The sequence below is a fragment of the Salinivibrio sp. KP-1 genome, from assembly GCF_000968645.1.
Lineage (GTDB): Bacteria > Pseudomonadota > Gammaproteobacteria > Enterobacterales > Vibrionaceae > Salinivibrio > Salinivibrio siamensis.
Genome location: NZ_LAQR01000045.1, coordinates 56,559 through 74,399, shown reverse-complemented (window position 1 = coordinate 74,399; position 17,841 = coordinate 56,559). Strand labels below are relative to the sequence as shown.

The window sequence follows — 17,841 nt, the reverse complement described above, 5'->3', positions numbered from 1 at the left end:
CTCTGTACACGTATGTATACTGTGCAGGCTATTTATCGGCTTGTCGCCCGATAAATGCCGCAACCACGGTCTCTTCGCCTAGTTGACGAGAGAACACATAGGCACCCGCTTGGGGGATGGCTTGATGCTTGCCTGCACCAATAGCCGGATGATCTTGCCTAAACTGGCCCACTTTACGCCAATGGTTCAGCAAGTCAGCTTGCATAGCGTTGCGCTGCCATATCATGTCTGAACGAGTGCCTTGATGGAAATCGTCCCCGTAAGGGCCCAAGTCACGCCCAACTTCATCACCATAGAACACTTGTACCGCACCGGGCGCTAGCAACAATGCGTTGGCGGCACCACGCTGCATGCTGGCGTCTTTAAAGCGACTGAAAAAGAGCTCAGTATCATGGGAAGACATATAGCTTACCGGTATGAAATCCGCCTCTTTTGCCATGGTGTCTGCATAGGCTTGATAAGTGTCTTGCATTTCACTCAGACAGTACGCTCCCTTGTCCATCTGCTTTTGCAAGTCGAAATTAATCAACGCATCAAAGCCTTGGTCAAAATAAGGGCTACGATAAGCACGGTGGCCCCACACTTCTCCCATCATCCAGAACGGCTCTCCCGTTTTGCCATGCTGACGTCGCCAAGTCTCTAACGCCGCCGAAGCTTTCGATTTCAATGCTCGCCAAACTTCTCCATCGACATGCTTGACCGTATCCACCCGAAAACCATCAATACCGAAACGCTCTACCCATTGGGTTTGCCATTCAAGTAAGTAATCACTCACGGTATAGTTATCGCGCGCTTCAACGCGGGTACCTGGGTTGTTTAGCAACCATTGCGGTGGCGTCACTGGCTGATCGGATTCCGTTTTAAAATCTGGTAGCCCGGCCAATGTCAGGGTTTTATCACTGCTACCGGGCTGATCATAACCCGGTAACCCCGCACGCACCCAGTCTTTGCCCCACCATTGGTGCCAGTGGGTGCTCTTGTAGTCAATGGCGTCATGAAAGTCATGCCAACTTTGCCCCTCATCGGGCTGCCAATCTTGCCATTTTTCTGGCAACTCAGCGTCATTGACGACGTTAATCCCATCTTGCTGTAAGTCCGCGAGCGTGGCATAACCTGGATGGTTGACCACAGCGTCTAGGAACACTTTTAGGCCGCGCTGATGCGCTTCATCCACGAGGGTTTTGAGCACGGCATCATCACCAAAGTTGTTGTCCACTTGAGTAAAATCACGTGACCAATAACCGTGGTAGGCATAAAAAGGAAAACTGCCCTGGCTACCACCGCCGACAAAGCCATGCACTTGCTCAACTATCGGGGATAACCAGATCACATCTGTGCCGAGCGACTGGATATAATCCAGTTTATCAATCACGCCTTGCAAATCCCCACCATGAAAAGTGCCGATGTTCTGTGCATCATCTTGATGACGCCCATAACTGTGATCGTTGCTCGGATCGCCATTGTTAAACCTATCTACCATCACAAAATAGATATTGGCATTCCGATAACTAAACGCAGAAGAAGGCGCGTCAACGGGGGCCAGCAGCACCAAGCCACCGCTGTTCGCTGCCGGCGTCAGCGTGACACTGTGATCCTTTACACGCAACACTTGGCCACTGAGTGCTTCTTTTAGCTGAGTGCCTTCAGCAAAGCTCTCGCCAAGCTGCAAAGTGACAGGTCCGCCTTGATACTGCTGGCATTGCACATCCGGCAAAGGCCGTTTAAAGGTGGAGGCCGTCTTTTTCGGCTCACGTTTTACGCTTAATGTGCGCGTATCCGCTTGATAATAAAAGCCATAGTCACCGGCAAAACGAATAGTGAGGTCAAAAGTGCTGGCCGTGCCGCACCCCAGCGGTATCGGCGTATTAAACTTGGCGCTCGAGGGTGTATTCGCTTGGCACTCGCCATCCACACCGTCCACCGTGATTTGGTAAGTGTTTTTTCCCAATGCAAAGACCGCCGGTGCGTCTGCGTTGAGTGGCTTATCGGCTTGTGTGGTTGAGGTCGTCACCGTGATATGGGGAGAGGCTGCGGCTGTCATTGACAGCGAAGCGGCTATCGCGATAGCGAGCCGCTGCCAAGTAAAAACAGGGGTCATGATCGTGCTCCTTGCGATTTTCTTTTAGGGTAAAAAAACCACAAGCGATTGACATCATTCCTGCTTCTGCGCCCTAAAACTGTGAGCAATGACCATCAAAGGATGAGCCAAGCCAGTTATCCCTTGCGCGCGTAATCGGCAACCGCATAGTGAGATATTAATCATTATCCACCCCCAAAAGCTCGCCAATATCGGCAGCAGGGGCTGGACGACGATATAAATAACCTTGCCCAAAGGTGCAGCCTAGCTCATGCAATATGGCTTGTTGATGTAGCGTTTCTATTCCTTCTGCCACCACGCCGATCCCGAGACTATCCGCCATCGCTATCATCGCTGACACAATCGCGACTTCTTCTTCGTCGGGAGACTGGCTTTGAATATCTTTGATAAAGTGACGGTCAATTTTTAGTTTCGAGATCGGATAACGTTTTAGGTACGCCATGGACGAGTAGCCCGTCCCAAAATCATCGATCGCTATCCCGACACCTTTCTCACGCAATTGTTCGAGAACACGCAGCGCATTGGCTTGGTTTTCGATCAAGGTGTTTTCCGTGATTTCCAGCTCTAAAAAGCGTGGATCGGCGCCGGTGCGTGCGATGGCTTCGGCTACCACTTGGGTGAAAGTGACATCCGCGAGGTTACGCGGTGAAATATTCACGGCCATGGAGGTCGGCGCCCCCGCATCATGCCAAGCCTTTAGTTGGCGACAGCCGGTTTCCACCACCCATCGCGTGATATCATGAATGATTGAACGCTCTTCGGCGACCTCGATAAAATGAATGGGAGACAGCAAGCCGCGCTCAGGATGATGCCAGCGCAATAATGCCTCGACACCCACAATCTGCCCCGTCACCAGATCCACTTGCGGCTGGTAAAAGAGCTCCAGTTCTTCATTTTGCACACATTGGCGTAACTCCACCGCCAAACGTAGCTTGTGGTTGGCATCAATGGTCAACGCATCATCATAGAACGCATAGGTGTTGCGGCCCGATTTTTTGGCGTGATACATGGCCGAATCGGCGAATGTGAGGAGCTCTTCCGTACTCGACGTATCGTCTGGGTATCGCGCAATACCAATGCTTACCCCGATTTGCGCATCAATGCCGCCATCGAGGACAAACAAACGGTTCATGGCATGGATCACGTTTTCAGACAAGCGAATACACGCGGTGTCATCAGTGTGAATCAAACGAAGAATGACAAACTCATCGCCCCCCAAACGTGCCAAGGTATCACCTTCATCAAGCAAACCATGCAGGCGCTCACTGACCAACTTCAATAGTGCGTCGCCCACCGCATGGCCATGGCTGTCATTAACGAATTTAAACTGGTCGAGATCCAGAAACATCAAGGCTATCTGATTGCGCTGAACGGACTGCATGTTCATCGCTTGACGAACACGGGATGTTAGCAACAGACGATTCGGTAACCCGGTCAGCGCGTCATAATGGGCCAAATCAATCAACTTTTTCTCCGAGTCCTTAAGCTTAGTGATGTCAGAGAAGACACCAATATAGTTAACGACCTCCCCGCTATCGTCTTTCACCACGCTAATAGAAAGCAATTGGGGATATACCACGCCATCTTTACGTCGATTCCATATTTCGCCTTTCCAACGCCCTTCGTCGGCGATTTGTTGCCACATCTCACTGAAAAACGCGTGATCATGACGCCCTGAGTTCAAAATGGCCGGCGTGGCACCCAGCACTTCTTCCTCTTTATACCCAGTAATCGCGCTAAATCCGCCATTTACCGTGACAATCCTTCCCGCCGCATCGGTAATCAGCACCCCTTCACTGGACTGCTCAAATATTTTTGCATTCAGCATGAGCTTTCTCTCTACTTCAAGACGTTCTGACACATCATGAATGACAGAAAAAAGCAGCTTGGCATGGCCAATGGTGATCGGTGAAGAATGGACTTCCACTTGCCGCACCTCACCACTTTTAAGCCGATGCGAGAAGATAAAACAATTTTTCGCACGCTGTTGCGCCTGAGAAAGGCTTTCTTTAAGGGTACTATCGGTTTGAGTATTGATATCACTGATCCGCATCGACGTCAGAGCAGCATGGTCATAGCCATAAAACTGCTGCGCGCTGTCATTGGCATCAAGAATGTCGCCCGTTTTCGCATCGAGGAGCATCATCACCGCGTCGTGACGTTTAAAAATGCTTCTGAAGCGGTAACTATCATCCACCACACGCCCTATTGATTGGGCAAAACTACGCCCCGCGTTGTAGCGGCCATACAGGCCACCCAGCCAAAAAAGCAAAATAATCGTACCGACAACCCATACCGTGGGGTGAGGATGCAGCCCTTTCCATCCCGATTGCGGTACCCCCAGTAAACGCCAATCCCCCGAAGGCAAATTGACCGTGACCGTCTCAGGCGACTGGCTTAGTACCGACGTGTCACCATAAACCGTGGTAAATACCTGGTCAGATTCGCGTTTTTCCTGTAATACCGCGCGGACAGGATAGTTTTCTCCTTGCTTAAAACTGGCGGAGAACAAACCATCGATATCTAATACCGTGGATAACACCCCCCAAGGCAGACCGGTGTTTTGGTTGACTATTGACTGCCTGGCAATCAACGCCGTCCCACCTTGTATGAGCTCAACAGGGCCCGAAATGACAGGCTGTCTCGACCCATAAGCCGCACGAACACTCTCTAATTGCTCGGGAATATCATGATAATGAGTGCCCAATAAGGAGGACTCTAACGTGTTAGGGTAGACGTGGCTGATCACCCAGTTTCGCGCCGCGCCAAAATTAAGAATATAGGGGGTTTTGTCTTTGAGCTGGCCCGCAAAGCGGGAAAAATCCTTTTGGTCCAAATCAGGGTTAAGGCTGATGTAAGTAGCAAGTCCGTGACTTAAATCCAAATTCTGTGTCACTTTCAGCTCAATACGCGAGCGATAAGCCAGCAGCGCCCGTTGCACCTCTTTCACTTCTTGGTCATGCGCTTGTTGGTAGAGCCAAAACTCCACTGAGGCCACTGAGAAAGCAAAGACCAAAATGGAAATAAGCACATTATAAACAAACCCCACTCGCGCGGAGCGGCGTGCAACTTTATCAAGCGCTGAGGGAACAGCTTGCTGCATGACGTGATATAACCTTATTTCGCGCGGCTAGCGGAGCGAAAAATAACCAAATTTCAGATGTAGCACGTGATTATAAAGGGCGTGAATAGTTTCGCCAGTATTACTATTAGGTTTCACAACATTGCGCATAAACAGTATGCTTGATGGGGCTTTTCTATCAATCGGTTACGCCTCTCACTTAACGTAACCCCAACGCCGATGGCAAACAAGGAGTGTGCATGGCAATCACCATCGAGTACGGCGTACTACTGGTCAGCTTAGGACTGATCGCAGGGATTATTAATACGCTGGCGGGCGGCGGCTCGAACTTGACCTTACCCGCGTTGATGGTGGTGGGCATGCCGGCTGATGTCGCTAACGCCACCAATCGTGTAGCGGTTTGGTTACAGTGTGTATCTGGCATGTCAGGCTTTCGTCAACATAATAAGCTAGAGACACAAGACATTATCCCCGTTTTGATCCCCAATTTACTCGGTGGCCTTTGCGGTGCATTAGCCGCCGCTTGGCTCCCGACCAGCTGGGTGAAACCCTTGTTGCTTGGTACCTTACTGACCATGACGCTGGTGATGCTGATTAAACCCGCGACCTTTGGCCCCCCAGAGGGAACACCGACAAAACGCGTGAAAGATACGCCCATGGCTTGGTTGGGTCTCTTACTGGCTGGCTTCTATGGCGGCTTCGTGCAAGCCGGGGTAGGATTTGTACTACTGGCAGCGCTGTGCGGCACACTGCACTACGACTTAGTGCGTGGCAATGCGCTCAAGCTGGCCTGTACGCTCGCTTTTACGACGTTATCCTTAGTGGTTTTTATTGCCGATGACCTGGTGCGCTGGGTTCCCGGATTAATATTGGCATTGGGCGCCATGCTAGGGGCACGGGTTGCGGTACGCTTTGCCATTTCCGCCAACCCCAAGGTGCTAAAAACCTTCTTATTTGTGATGACCTTGATCGGCTGCATCGCCGCCTATGCGTTCTAACGCCCGGCCTGTGTGTCAGGTGGCCGCATGACCAGGCGCGACACTTGCTCACCGGCTACGCAATATGCCGCTGCATGAGGCTATCTCGTGGCTTTGCGTGTGCGTTTTGTGGCACGCGTTGATGTCGCCGTTGACTTTTGATTAGCAGCCGGCTTTGCTTTCGTTGTTCGCTTTCGGTAGCCGGACGTACGCCGCCCTTTACGCGTGAAAGATTTAGAGGGGGCGGCAGGCAAGTCGCTTAACGAGGCCGGCGGTGGCGATGTTTTCACGGTTTCAATTAAGCCTGTCACTTGTGCCGTTAATCCTTGCATAAAAGGATGATATCCACACTGACGATCCGCCATATCTTGCAGTTGCCGCTCCCAATCCGCCGTCATATCCGGATACGTGGCACTGTCTGGCAGTGCGGCGATAAGCCCTTTACCACTGGCGCTGGCGTGTAACGTTTTTCCTTGCCGCGTTAATAACCCACGTTTCACCAATAACTCAATGATACCCGCACGGGTTGCTTCGGTGCCTAAGCCGTCAGTTTCACGCAATATCTCTTTCAGGGCTTTGTTTTGTACATAGCGACCAATGCCTGTCATCGCCTGCAACAGCGTGGATTCCGTAAACGCCGCCGGCGGCTCTGTCATGCAATCTTTAATCTCACCGCGTTCACAGCGTTCTTGATCGCCTTTATTCATCAGCGGCAAGGGGGCGGCGTCACTGTCAGCCGTTTGTCGAGTCGGCAACAAAGCACGCCAGCCAGCTAACGTCAGCACCTTCCCTTTGGCGATAAAACAGCCGCCTGCGATATCAAATATGAGCTTGCCTTCCGCGTATTCGGCAGCAGGGTAAAACTGCATCACGTATTGGCGTGCGATGAGCTGATAAATCTTTGCTTCATCGGCTGACAAGCTTGTCGGCGCGACTTTCGCCGTGGGGATAATCGCATGATGAGCGCCTACTTTACTGTCGTTCCATGCCTTACCTTTACGCTGAGCATCAGCCTCATCACATGCCTGGCTAAGCGCCTCACAGCCTTGCTTAATGGCACCGAGTATCTTATTTGCCTCGGCGAAGTGGCCTTTGGGCAAATAACGACAGTCTGAGCGCGGATAAGTGATCAGTTTGTGGCGTTCGTAAAGCTGTTGGCACACATCCAGTGCTTTTTGCGCACTAAAACCAAACCGCTTTGAAGCGTCAATTTGTAATGCCGACAAATTGTACGGCAACGGCGCGGCCTGTTTGCGTTGTTGACGCTCCGCTTCAGTGACGGTCGCGGTTTGTCCTGCGATGCGTTGTGCGACATTTTCTGCCAAGGGACGAGACAGGACGCGTCCCTGTTCATCTTGCCACTTTGCACATGCCTCACTGGGCTGCCAACGTGCCCGTATCTCTCCCTCTGGATGAGCAATGATCGCATCCAGTTGAAAAAATGGGTGTGGCACAAAGCTGTCTATCGCCTGATCACGGCGCACCACCAGCCCTAACACTGGCGTTTGCACACGTCCGACTGATAACACGCCTTGGTAGCCGGCCTGTTTCCCTAACAAGGTATACGCGCGAGACAAATTCATCCCATACAACCAGTCGGCCCGTGAGCGCGCTAAGGCAGATACGGACAGTGGCATGTAGGCTTTGTTGTCTTGCAGTTGCGCGAGGGCTTTTTTCACCGCAGAAAGGTTTAAATCACTGATTAGAAGGCGTTTTATATTGGATTTTTTGTTAGCACTGACCTTGGCGTAGTCAATCACTTCATCAACCAACAACTGCCCTTCTCGATCGGGATCGCCCGCGTGCACCAGTTGGTCAAACTGCTTGATCAGCTTTTTAACAATAGCCAGTTGCGCCGCGGCGGCTTGACGAGGACGGAGCTGCCATTTTTCAGGCACAATAGGCAGATCAGCCAGCTCCCACTTTTTATAGCGGCTGTCATACGCATCCGGCTCAACCTGCTCCAGTAAATGGCCGATACACCAGGTCACCACGTCGCCTTGAGCGGTCTCGATGTAACCTTTGTGATTTTTGTGCGGTTTGGGTAATCCAGCCGCAATTGCGCGTCCGAGACTGGGTTTTTCCGCTATAAACAATCGTGCCATGACAAAGCCTTTTTAACCGTCGCTGAGCGCATGGTATGCAAAGGCCGATCAGGGCGCAATAAAAAACCTGTACATATGCACAGGTTTTTCGAGGTGAGCGCGATGGGTATTCATTCAGAGGTAAGTGACATACTTGCTGGCATCGCGCTTTGGGGCATTGGCTGGGGCGCAATCTGGCGTCCCTAAGTATAAAAAGCCCACAATCTGATCGTCACCTTCTACCGACAGCGCGTCGCGCACAGCAGGATGATAAGCAAACGCGCCAGTGCGCCAAAACCCTTGAAAGCCCTGCGCGACAGCGGCCATTTGCATCGCTTGCGTGGCACATCCCGCCGAGATATGTTGCTCAATGGTAGGAACCTTATCGTGCGGACGCGTACGGGCAATCACTGCGACCACCATAGGCGCTCGAAACGGGGCGTTACGCGCTTTCTCAATCGCCGCCTCATCCGCGCCATTGGTTTGTGCGGCGTCGGCAAGAATGGTGGAAAGCCGGGTGAGCCCCTCACCTTCACAGATCACAAATTGCCACGGCGTCAACGCGCCGTGGTCAGGGGCGCGCAGTCCTGCTTGAATGATGTTTTCAAGCACGTCACCGCTCGGTGCAGGCGCGGCAAGACGCGGTATCGAGCGACGCTGTAAGAGCATTTCAAGTGCGTCCATGATTCATCCTTTTTGCCGTTAAACGGCCATGTATAACTCGGTTACAATAGATTAACACAGCCGTGAACAGATAAAATCGTGCAAAGAGTATGGATTTAGAGTGCCAACGCCGTTTCAATCCCTTGGCGAATCGCGCGTTTCGCGTCCAATTCGCCCGCATGCTCTGCGCCGCCAATCAAATGGTAAGACACCTTCGCCTCATCCAACTGCTCAGCGAGCTGGTTAACGGACTCTTGCCCTGCACACAAGATGATCTCAGTGGCAGGAATCAAGTGCGCCTCGTCTTTGATACTGACGTGCAACCCCTCATCATCAATTTTGTGATAGGTCACCCCTCCTACAAGATTCACACCCCGTTTTTGCAAGGTTTTACGATGGATCCAGCCAGTGGTTTTGCCCGGCCCTTTGCCAACACGTCCCTCGCGGCGCTGTAGCACCCACACCTGCTTATCGCTATGGGTATCATGGCCAGGATACAAGCCGCCTTCGTGGCTTATGGTTTTATCAATGCCCCACTCTTTAAGCCAATCATCCAAGCTTTGATCGCTGGGCTCGGTGATCATGGTAGCAACATCGACCCCAATGCCTCCCGCACCAATGATGGCTACATGGCTGCCAAGGGCTGGCTTCTCGCGAATAAACGTTTGGTAATCAATCACTTTTGGATGGTCGATACCTTCAATCGCGGGGCGACGCGGTTTGACGCCTGTTGCGATAACAATGTCGTCGAATTCGCGCAAGGCGTCCACATCCACAGACTGATTGAGTGTCACCGTCACCCCCGCTTTTTCTAGCCTTCGAAGGTAATAGCGAATGGTTTCTTTAAACTCTTCTTTTCCTGGAATGGCCATCGCCAAATTAAATTGCCCGCCTAGACGATCCGACTTTTCGAATAGGGTCACGTCATGACCCCGCTCAGCCGCTTCGGTGGCACAGCTAATCCCTGCCATGCCTCCCCCAATCACCGCTACTCGTTTCACTTGCCGAACAGGCGTCGCCACCAGTTCCGTTTCGTAACAGGCTTTCGGGTTCACCAGGCAGCTTGCCCGTTTTCCTTTGAACACGTGATCTAAGCAGGCTTGGTTACAAGCAATACACGTATTGATGTCATCCGGCTGTCCCGCCTTAGCTTTGGCAACAAACTCCGCATCGGCCAAAAATGGCCGTGCCATCGATACCATGTCCGCCTGCCCGCTCGCCAAAATCGATTCGGCGACCTCCGGTGTATTAATGCGGTTACAAGTGATCAAGGGCACCGACACTTCACCTTTAAGTTTTTCGGTCACCCAGCTAAACGCACCACGTGGTACCTGGGTGGCAATGGTGGGCACGCGCGCTTCATGCCAACCGATCCCCGTGTTGATAATGGTCACGCCCGCTTGTTCAAGGCCTTTGGCTAAGGCAACCACATCCTCGAAGGTATTGCCTTGCTCGACCAAGTCCAGCATCGATAGGCGGAATATCACGATAAAGTCGTCGCCAGCAGCCTGACGGACCGCACGCATCACTTCAACGGCAAAGCGCATTCGATTTTCAACCGCCCCGCCCCACTGGTCATACCGACGATTGGCGCGATGACAGAAAAATTGGTTGATGAGATATCCTTCCGATCCCATGATCTCGACGCCATCATAGCCCGCTTCTCGGGCGAGCGCGGCACTGCGACCAAAGGCTTTAATCGTGCGCCAAATCGCCCGCTCACTCATTTCAAACGGGGTGAATTTACTGATAGGCGCGCGAATGGCTGACGCACTTTGCGCGAAAGGATGAAAGGCATAACGCCCCGCATGGAGAAGCTGAAGCGCAATTTTCCCGCCATTGGCATGGACCGCTTCAGTGATGGCACGATGTGCACGTGCCGCGCGTCCGGAGCTAAATTGCGCGCTAAATGGGGTCAAGCGACCGCGAAAATTGGGCGAGAAGCCACCTGTGACAATCAACCCTACATCGCCTTTCGCACGCTCGGCGTAGAAGGCCGCTAGCTTTTTAAAACCATCGTTTGCTTCTTCAAGCCCAGTATGCATAGAGCCCATTAGGACCCGATTTTTTAGGGTGGTAAACCCAAGGTTGAGTGGGGCTAGCATGTGGGGATAAGGGTGCTGTTCCATTGCTTGCTCACTTATTGTTTGTGGTCTGACCAGACTATAGCGCTGACAGATACGTGATTTCAAACATTCGTTTACAAGTTAGCAACATGGTGTCGCGATTTATGATCTAGGTAGGACTTTCACCCAGTATTAGCGTATATCGACAATCGCTAGCACCTATCGCTCTTGGCTCTGATCAGCTAGGATATCAGCGACATGCACCGATGGACTCAAGTATGAAAAAACTGTTCCGCTTTATTGCATCCCTTTTTAAATGGCTGTGGCGTGCGCTCAGTTTCGCGCGGCAGCTTTTGTTAAACGTCCTTTTCATAGGCGTGATTGTTGCCATCTACTTTGCGCTCACCTCAGAAACACCCCTAACGCCCAAAAAAGAGGCAGAGTCCGTGAAGGTGGCACAGTCTGATCCCGAGCCACGCGCGCTTTTGCTGAATATTGATGGCCCGATTGTTGAACAGCGTCAACGGCTTAGCCCAATTGATACGCTGTCGCGCAACGCGCTCGGCCAGCCGGTTGAAAGTGAAAATGTGTTGTTTGACATTGTCGACACCATACGCCATGCCGCCACCGACGAGCATATCAATGGGATTGTACTCAGCCTAGGCGACATGCCGTCCACCAGCTTGACCAAGCTGAGGTATATCGCCAAAGCCCTCAATACGTTTAAAGAGAGTGGCAAACCCGTGATTGCCATCGGCGGCACCTATAGCCAAAGCCAGTACTATTTGGCCAGCTATGCCGATGAAGTGTTGATGTCACCTGATGGCATGGTGATGCTGCAAGGCTATGGCAGCTACAACCTTTACTGGAAGGACTTACTCGATAAATTGGATGTCTCTACCCATGTGTTCCGTGTAGGGACGTATAAATCGTTTGTTGAGCCTTACACGCGCAACAACATGTCTGATCCCGCCCGCGAGGCGAATCAAGCCTGGCTATCTCAGCTGTGGGATGCGTATGTGCGCGATGTCGCGGAGAACCGCGGTATCAAAGCCGATATGCTGTCTCCCAGCGCTGAGCAACTCCTCACGCGATTACGCCGTTTCGAAGGTGACTTCGCCGCGTTATCTAAAGACGTGGGAATCGTTGATAAGTTAATGACACGCCAGCAAATCCGTCGCTATCTCGCCGAGACGTTCGGGAGCGATGGCAAAGACAGCTTTGAATACACAGGTTATTACGATTACCTGCCGAAGATACAAAATGGGTTTAGCTTGCCAGGCAACAATAACATTGCCGTCGTCGTCGCCAGCGGCCCCATCATGGACGGGCAACAACGCCCGGGTACGGTGGGGGGGGATACCACCGCAGCCTTGCTTCGCGATGCGCGCCTAGACAACAGTGTTAAAGCCGTGGTGCTACGTGTTGATAGCCCGGGAGGCAGCGCTTTCGCCTCTGAAGTCATTCGTAATGAGGTGGATGCATTGCGTGAGGCAGGCAAACCCGTGGTGGTTTCCATGTCAAGCGTCGCCGCTTCCGGTGGATATTGGTTATCGGCCAGTGCCGACCAAATCATTGCCCAACCGACGACGATCACTGGTTCAATTGGTATTTTTAGCCTATTCACCACCTTTGAGAACACGCTAGATGATTTGGGTATCCAGTCGGATGGTGTGGGCACCACCCCGTTTGCCGGAGTGGGGCTGACTCGCGCGCTCCCTGATGAGGTAGGAGAAATCATGCAACTCGGCATCGAGCACGGCTATCACCGCTTCCTCTCCGTTGTCAGTAACCACCGTAACATGTCGATGGAACAAGCCGATCAGGTCGCGCAAGGCCGCGTCTGGACGGGACAAGACGCATTGAATCTCGGCCTAGTGGATAAGTTAGGTGACTTTGACGATGCGGTATCAACCGCTGCCGAACTCGCTGGCATTGAGAACTACCAGCTCGATTGGATGCAGCAGCCACTCACACCCTTCGAGCAGTTTATTAATGACATGCTCGGACAAAGTGCGAGTGCGCTTGGTAAGACGGTCCAGGCGAACATGCCATCGATAGCGCAACAACTGGCGTCGTCACCACAGTGGCAGTCATTGACCTTGTTGGAAAAATTTAACGACCCGCAAGGGCGTTACTTATTCTGCTTGAACTGTCAGTACCAATAAAATCGACTAACCCTGACCATACAGTCAGGGCTTTTTCCTGTTTTTCTTCTATTCTGTGTGCCGCTCGGTGTTATCGATGTAATCGTTACATGTATACTGTGCCCACGCTCATTTAATGCAGATTTGACATGATGGAACGTAAACACATTTATATCGCTTACACAGGTGGCACGATCGGTATGCAAAAATCCGATCATGGGTATGTCCCTGTGTCAGGTTTTCTTCAACAACAATTGGAGAAAATGCCCGAATTCCATCGTCCAGAAATGCCGCTTTTTACTATTCATGAGTACGAACCACTCATTGATTCATCGGATATGACGCCAACGGATTGGCAACGGATTGCGGACGATATTGGCGAGAATTATCATCAGTACGATGGCTTTGTGATCTTACATGGTACCGACACCATGGCTTACACCGCGTCAGCCCTGTCGTTCATGCTTGAAAACCTAGAAAAGCCAGTGATCGTGACCGGCTCGCAAATTCCGATCGCAGAGTTACGCTCAGACGGGCAAGCCAATCTATTAAATGCACTTCATATTGCGGCCAATTATCCGGTCAATGAAGTGACCTTGTTTTTCAATAACCAGTTATTACGTGGCAATCGCAGTACCAAGTCCCATGCCGATGGCTTTAATGCCTTTACCTCGCCCAACCTACCCGCGCTGCTTGAAGCCGGCATTCATATCGAGGTAAAAGCAGATAAGCTTAACCAGCCATCCGTCGGCCCGTTTAAAGTGCATACGATCAATGATCAACCGGTTGCGGTGATCATGATGTACCCCGGAATCTCTCCCGATGTGGTGAAAAACGCACTCAAGCAGCCGGTCAATGCCATGATTTTGTTAACCTTTGGGGTGGGCAATGCGCCCCAGCAGCCCGAACTACTGGACTTGCTCAAACAAGCCACCGATCGTGGCGTCTTGGTGCTTAACTTGACCCAGTGTTTGGCGGGACGCGTGAATATGGGCGGTTATGCCACAGGCTGTGCATTGGCTGACGCTGGCGTATTGAGCGGCTACGACATGACGCCAGAAGCGGCGTTGGCTAAGCTTCATTTCCTGCTTAGTCAGTCCTTGCCGTTCGAGACCCTGCGTACCTTGGTACAAAAAGATCTCCGCGGTGAACTCAGCTATTACTGATGCGTTGCTATCCAAGCAAATCACTCAGTGTGTGACGCCGGCAAGGTTGCCGGCGTTTTTATTTGCTAACGTATAGACAGAGCCAATCATTTTATATTGGTTGCCACTCAAAGGAGCGCAAAATGAGGGTATTACATGGTGACTCATTGTCGCCGCATACAAGGAAGATCGCACTCGCATTGAGATTGAAACATCTCACCTATCAACTCGCGCCTACCTCGCCCTTTGAGGCGCATGAACGTGTCATTCATCACCCACCGATGCAAACGGTGGTCGCGCTCGCCGAAGCATCACATACCATTTACCAAGACACAGTGATTACGGCCTACCTAGATGATGCCTATCCTGATCCGCTGCTTTATCCCGGTAACCCCACCCATCGCGCCGAGATTCGCTGGATTGAATGGTTTTGTCGCTATCAGCTTGATCCCTTAATCACAGATACCTTGTTTTATCAGCGGGTAGTACGCGGGCATATTTTAGACAAAACGGTGGATCATCAAGCGGTGAACCAAGCCCTGCAAACATTACCCGCATGCTGCCAATATTTAGGTGAGCAGGTAAAGGCAATGCCCACCCAGACAGTGACGATGGCGAGTATCAGTGTGTGGAGTCTGTTTCGTTGCGCAAAAATGGCAGGATTGGTGCTGGACGACCGATTCGCCGCACTGAGTGATTACCTCTCAGCCCTCGACCAACACCCTTTGTTCAATGCCTATGCGCAGGAAGAAAATCATCAATTGACGCCGTTTTTCGCCAGCCCGATTAGCCTAGCGACGATCTAGGTATCAGCACGCTAATGGCCGATTCAATGATAGATGCGGCCATCGCCGTGATCGCTGATCGCTAGTGCTTTGTGTGACTGTCCTGAGTCGTAACCTCAATCCGAGCTTCGTCTGGACGAGCGAATTCACGCTTCAGTTCCGCTTTCGATTTCCACGTCACATTGCCCCCTTTCGCGACGGTCATGTGTTGGGGCTGGCTGTTGTGACGTGATTGATACAACATAACGGCTTGCAAGGCTTGGTCGCGTTGCGCTTGGTTCAAGCTGGTACCGTCTGGCCATTTGCCCGTCTCCACGGCATAGCACAACCGATCATATACTTCAGGCGTCATTGCCTTTAACACTTGTTCAATATCCATGATTACCTCTTGGCGATCCTCATTAGACTATTATGCCTGAACTTGATGGGTGGACGGCATGCTTGGTTCAGTGCGCTTTATCACGCTTTAGACCATCAACTACACTCAAAGATCACGTATACTCATCGCAACTGACTCAGGATACGATAAACCATGGATTTACGATTACTCACGCGTTGTTTTTACCCATTGGGTCTGATTGCGAGTTTACTGCTACTCGCCGGCTGTGAAGGTGAACCGACCACGAATCAAGTCTGCGAAACCCACCCAGAGCTATGTGCAGGACTGAACACCGGTGATGGGCAATGCCGATTTGAGCGCTCTGATTTGATTTTCGATCGCTTATCTGTCTATCAAAACCCCACCGATATGAACAAGCTGGCCGAGCTTAAACAAACCAAAGTCTACCTGCGCTGCATGGAACTGGTGGCAGAAATTGAGCCCACCACCTTAAAAGAACGCAAAACTAAGCGTACCGAGGCGGTATATCATGCTTACGACGCCATTGAGCGACTAGAGAACGAACTGAAAGAATCTTACCAACCGCCCGTGATTTACTATCGCTGGTCTCAAGGCGATAACAGTGCGTTACCACAGTTTTTAAAGCTAGAGGGAACACGCCACCTCGAAACGCCACAATTGCAGCTCGGACTTGCCACCTATTATGTGTCACGCAACAAAGCGAAAACGGTAGAGATCCTACTCCATGCATTGTCGCTTTATGACGGTGAGAATGACACGGTTCGCAAAGAGGTGATCCCAGAAGCAATTAAGTCACTGGCGACCACTAATCATGCGCTAAAACGCTTTGAACATGCTTACTTGTGGGCAAAAGTGGGGGAAAGTTACAATCTTCCGATTGCGCGCGGTGATCGCCTCGCTCGGCTCTATCCATTGACAGAGCAGCAGCAAAAATCGCTACAACGTCTGGCGTTCGAGATCGCCGCCGCCATCGAAGACGGTGAGTTCGAAGCAACCTTGCTACAAGCAATCGACAAAGAGACTCAAGCATCCTCGTAGACAGCTAGCCTCACCACTTCCGTGCAGCCCTTGTACCCGCATGCTGCACGGATGAGGCCGCCTTTGTTCCCGACTATCGCTTGTCATACCAGTTTAACTTTCACGATCGCGGTTCTACTTCTACGCTAACAATTACCAGCAGTCGCTCCGTGTCTGCAGCCGATGCGTTAATCGCTCGCGGTTAAAGCGCATACAGACATGGCCGCAAGGGCGTCAAATGTTTAGGCGATGTAAAAAAAATCCGTACTTTTTTTTGACTTTAAACAATTTTGGCTGCGATTACCCTTGCATGGCGGGGTCCTATTCTGTAATTTTACTACCAGTTTCATCTCACTAGAAATTAAGTTGTGGAGCAACATAATGACTATCAAAGTAGGTATTAACGGTTTTGGCCGTATCGGCCGTTTCGTATTCCGTGCATCTGTCGAGCGTAACGACATCGACGTGGTAGCAATCAACGATCTTATCGACGTTGAGTACATGGCTTACATGCTGAAGTACGATTCAACCCACGGTCGCTTCAACGGCACAGTTGAAGTAGAAGGTGGTAACCTTATCGTTAACGGTAAAACCGTACGCGTCACTGCAGAGCGCAACCCAGCAGACCTTAAGTGGGATGAAGTGGGTGTTGACGTTGTTGCTGAAGCAACCGGTATCTTCCTAACTGACGAAACCGCGCGTCAACACATCCAAGCGGGTGCGAAGAAAGTGGTTCTAACCGGCCCATCTAAAGATGCGACGCCAATGTTCGTTATGGGTGTTAACCACAACGACTACGCGGGTCAAGACATCGTTTCTAACGCTTCTTGCACCACCAACTGCCTAGCACCTGTCGCGAAAGTACTGAACGACAAGTTCGGTATCGTATCTGGCCTGATGACCACAGTTCACGCCACCACTGCGACGCAAAAAACCGTTGATGGTCCGTCTGCGAAAGACTGGCGCGGCGGCCGTGGTGCTTCTCAGAACATCATCCCATCTTCAACCGGTGCTGCAAAAGCGGTTGGTAAAGTATTGCCAGTACTAGACGGCAAACTGACTGGTATGGCGTTCCGCGTACCAACTGCCAACGTGTCTGTTGTTGACCTGACTGTAAACCTTGACAAAGCAGCGTCTTACGACCAAATCTGTGCGGCGATGAAAGAAGCGTCTGAAGGTGAGCTGAAAGGTGTTCTAGGTTACACCGAAGATGCCGTGGTTTCTCAAGACTTCATCGGCGAAGTACAAACATCAGTATTTGATGCCAAAGCAGGTATCGCACTGACTGACAACTTCGTGAAAGTGGTTTCTTGGTACGACAACGAAATCGGCTACTCAAACAAAGTATTGGATCTGGTTGCACACATCGCTAAGTAATGCGCATGTAACCCTATCCAACGTAAAGGCGGCCATTGG

Annotated in this window: 12 protein-coding genes; 6 read left to right on the top strand and 6 right to left on the bottom strand. The window is 51.4% G+C overall.

All coding sequences use genetic code 11. The features are described 5' to 3' along the window. Positions 1-28: 28 nt before the first annotated feature. Both WN56_RS12350 and WN56_RS16575 read right to left on the bottom strand, forming a co-directional pair. Complete coding sequence (locus WN56_RS12350) at positions 29-2,098, bottom strand: alpha-amylase (RefSeq protein WP_046075297.1); 2,070 nt, start codon at positions 2,096-2,098, stop codon at positions 29-31. A 157-nt stretch (positions 2,099-2,255) separates the two neighbouring features. Next, positions 2,256-5,201: an EAL domain-containing protein gene (locus WN56_RS16575; RefSeq protein ID WP_052708079.1), complete on the bottom strand. Its 2,946-nt coding sequence runs from the start codon at positions 5,199-5,201 to the stop codon at positions 2,256-2,258. Positions 5,202-5,419: 218 nt separating this feature from the next. On the opposite strand from WN56_RS16575, the gene WN56_RS12340 reads away from it, so the two are divergent. After that, positions 5,420-6,178: a sulfite exporter TauE/SafE family protein gene (locus tag WN56_RS12340; protein WP_046075296.1), complete on the top strand. Its 759-nt coding sequence runs from the start codon at positions 5,420-5,422 to the stop codon at positions 6,176-6,178. A gap of 80 nt (positions 6,179-6,258) precedes the next feature. Here WN56_RS12340 and WN56_RS12335 read toward each other — a convergent pair whose 3' ends face one another. From WN56_RS12335 to WN56_RS12325, 3 genes are all read right to left on the bottom strand, one after another. Further along, the gene (locus WN56_RS12335; protein ID WP_046075295.1) at positions 6,259-8,262 is read right to left on the bottom strand and encodes a DNA topoisomerase III; all 2,004 of its coding nucleotides are present in this window, start codon (positions 8,260-8,262) and stop codon (positions 6,259-6,261) included. Positions 8,263-8,376: 114 nt separating this feature from the next. Beyond that, positions 8,377-8,925, bottom strand: a complete 549-nt coding sequence (locus WN56_RS12330; RefSeq protein ID WP_046075294.1) for an NAD(P)H nitroreductase — start codon at positions 8,923-8,925, stop codon at positions 8,377-8,379. Positions 8,926-9,020: 95 nt separating this feature from the next. Further along, positions 9,021-11,033 carry an NADPH-dependent 2,4-dienoyl-CoA reductase gene (locus tag WN56_RS12325; protein ID WP_046075293.1) on the bottom strand — a complete coding sequence of 671 codons (2,013 nt, stop codon included), beginning with the start codon at positions 11,031-11,033 and terminating at the stop codon, positions 9,021-9,023. Positions 11,034-11,248: 215 nt separating this feature from the next. Between WN56_RS12325 and sppA the strand changes: the two genes are divergently transcribed. The 3 genes from sppA (at position 11,249) to WN56_RS12310 (ending at position 15,068) form a co-directional block, all read left to right on the top strand. Continuing rightward, complete coding sequence (gene sppA / locus WN56_RS12320) at positions 11,249-13,138, top strand: signal peptide peptidase SppA (RefSeq protein ID WP_046075292.1); 1,890 nt, start codon at positions 11,249-11,251, stop codon at positions 13,136-13,138. A 131-nt stretch (positions 13,139-13,269) separates the two neighbouring features. After that, the gene (gene ansA, locus WN56_RS12315; protein ID WP_046075464.1) at positions 13,270-14,283 is read left to right on the top strand and encodes an asparaginase; all 1,014 of its coding nucleotides are present in this window, start codon (positions 13,270-13,272) and stop codon (positions 14,281-14,283) included. A 122-nt stretch (positions 14,284-14,405) separates the two neighbouring features. Continuing rightward, on the top strand, positions 14,406-15,068 hold the full coding sequence (locus WN56_RS12310) for a glutathione S-transferase family protein (protein ID WP_046075291.1): 663 nt from the start codon (positions 14,406-14,408) through the stop codon (positions 15,066-15,068). 61 nt (positions 15,069-15,129) lie between these two features. On the opposite strand, the gene WN56_RS12305 is transcribed toward WN56_RS12310, so the two are convergent. Next, positions 15,130-15,426: a YeaC family protein gene (locus tag WN56_RS12305; protein WP_046075290.1), complete on the bottom strand. Its 297-nt coding sequence runs from the start codon at positions 15,424-15,426 to the stop codon at positions 15,130-15,132. Between the two features lie 153 nt (positions 15,427-15,579). On the opposite strand from WN56_RS12305, the gene WN56_RS12300 reads away from it, so the two are divergent. Together WN56_RS12300 and gap are read left to right on the top strand one after the other, a co-directional pair. Then, complete coding sequence (locus WN56_RS12300) at positions 15,580-16,446, top strand: DUF2989 domain-containing protein (RefSeq protein WP_046075289.1); 867 nt, start codon at positions 15,580-15,582, stop codon at positions 16,444-16,446. A 360-nt stretch (positions 16,447-16,806) separates the two neighbouring features. After that, a complete protein-coding gene (gap, locus tag WN56_RS12295; RefSeq protein ID WP_046075288.1) occupies positions 16,807-17,802 on the top strand; it encodes a type I glyceraldehyde-3-phosphate dehydrogenase in 996 nt (331 codons plus the stop codon). Positions 17,803-17,841 lie beyond the last annotated feature (39 nt).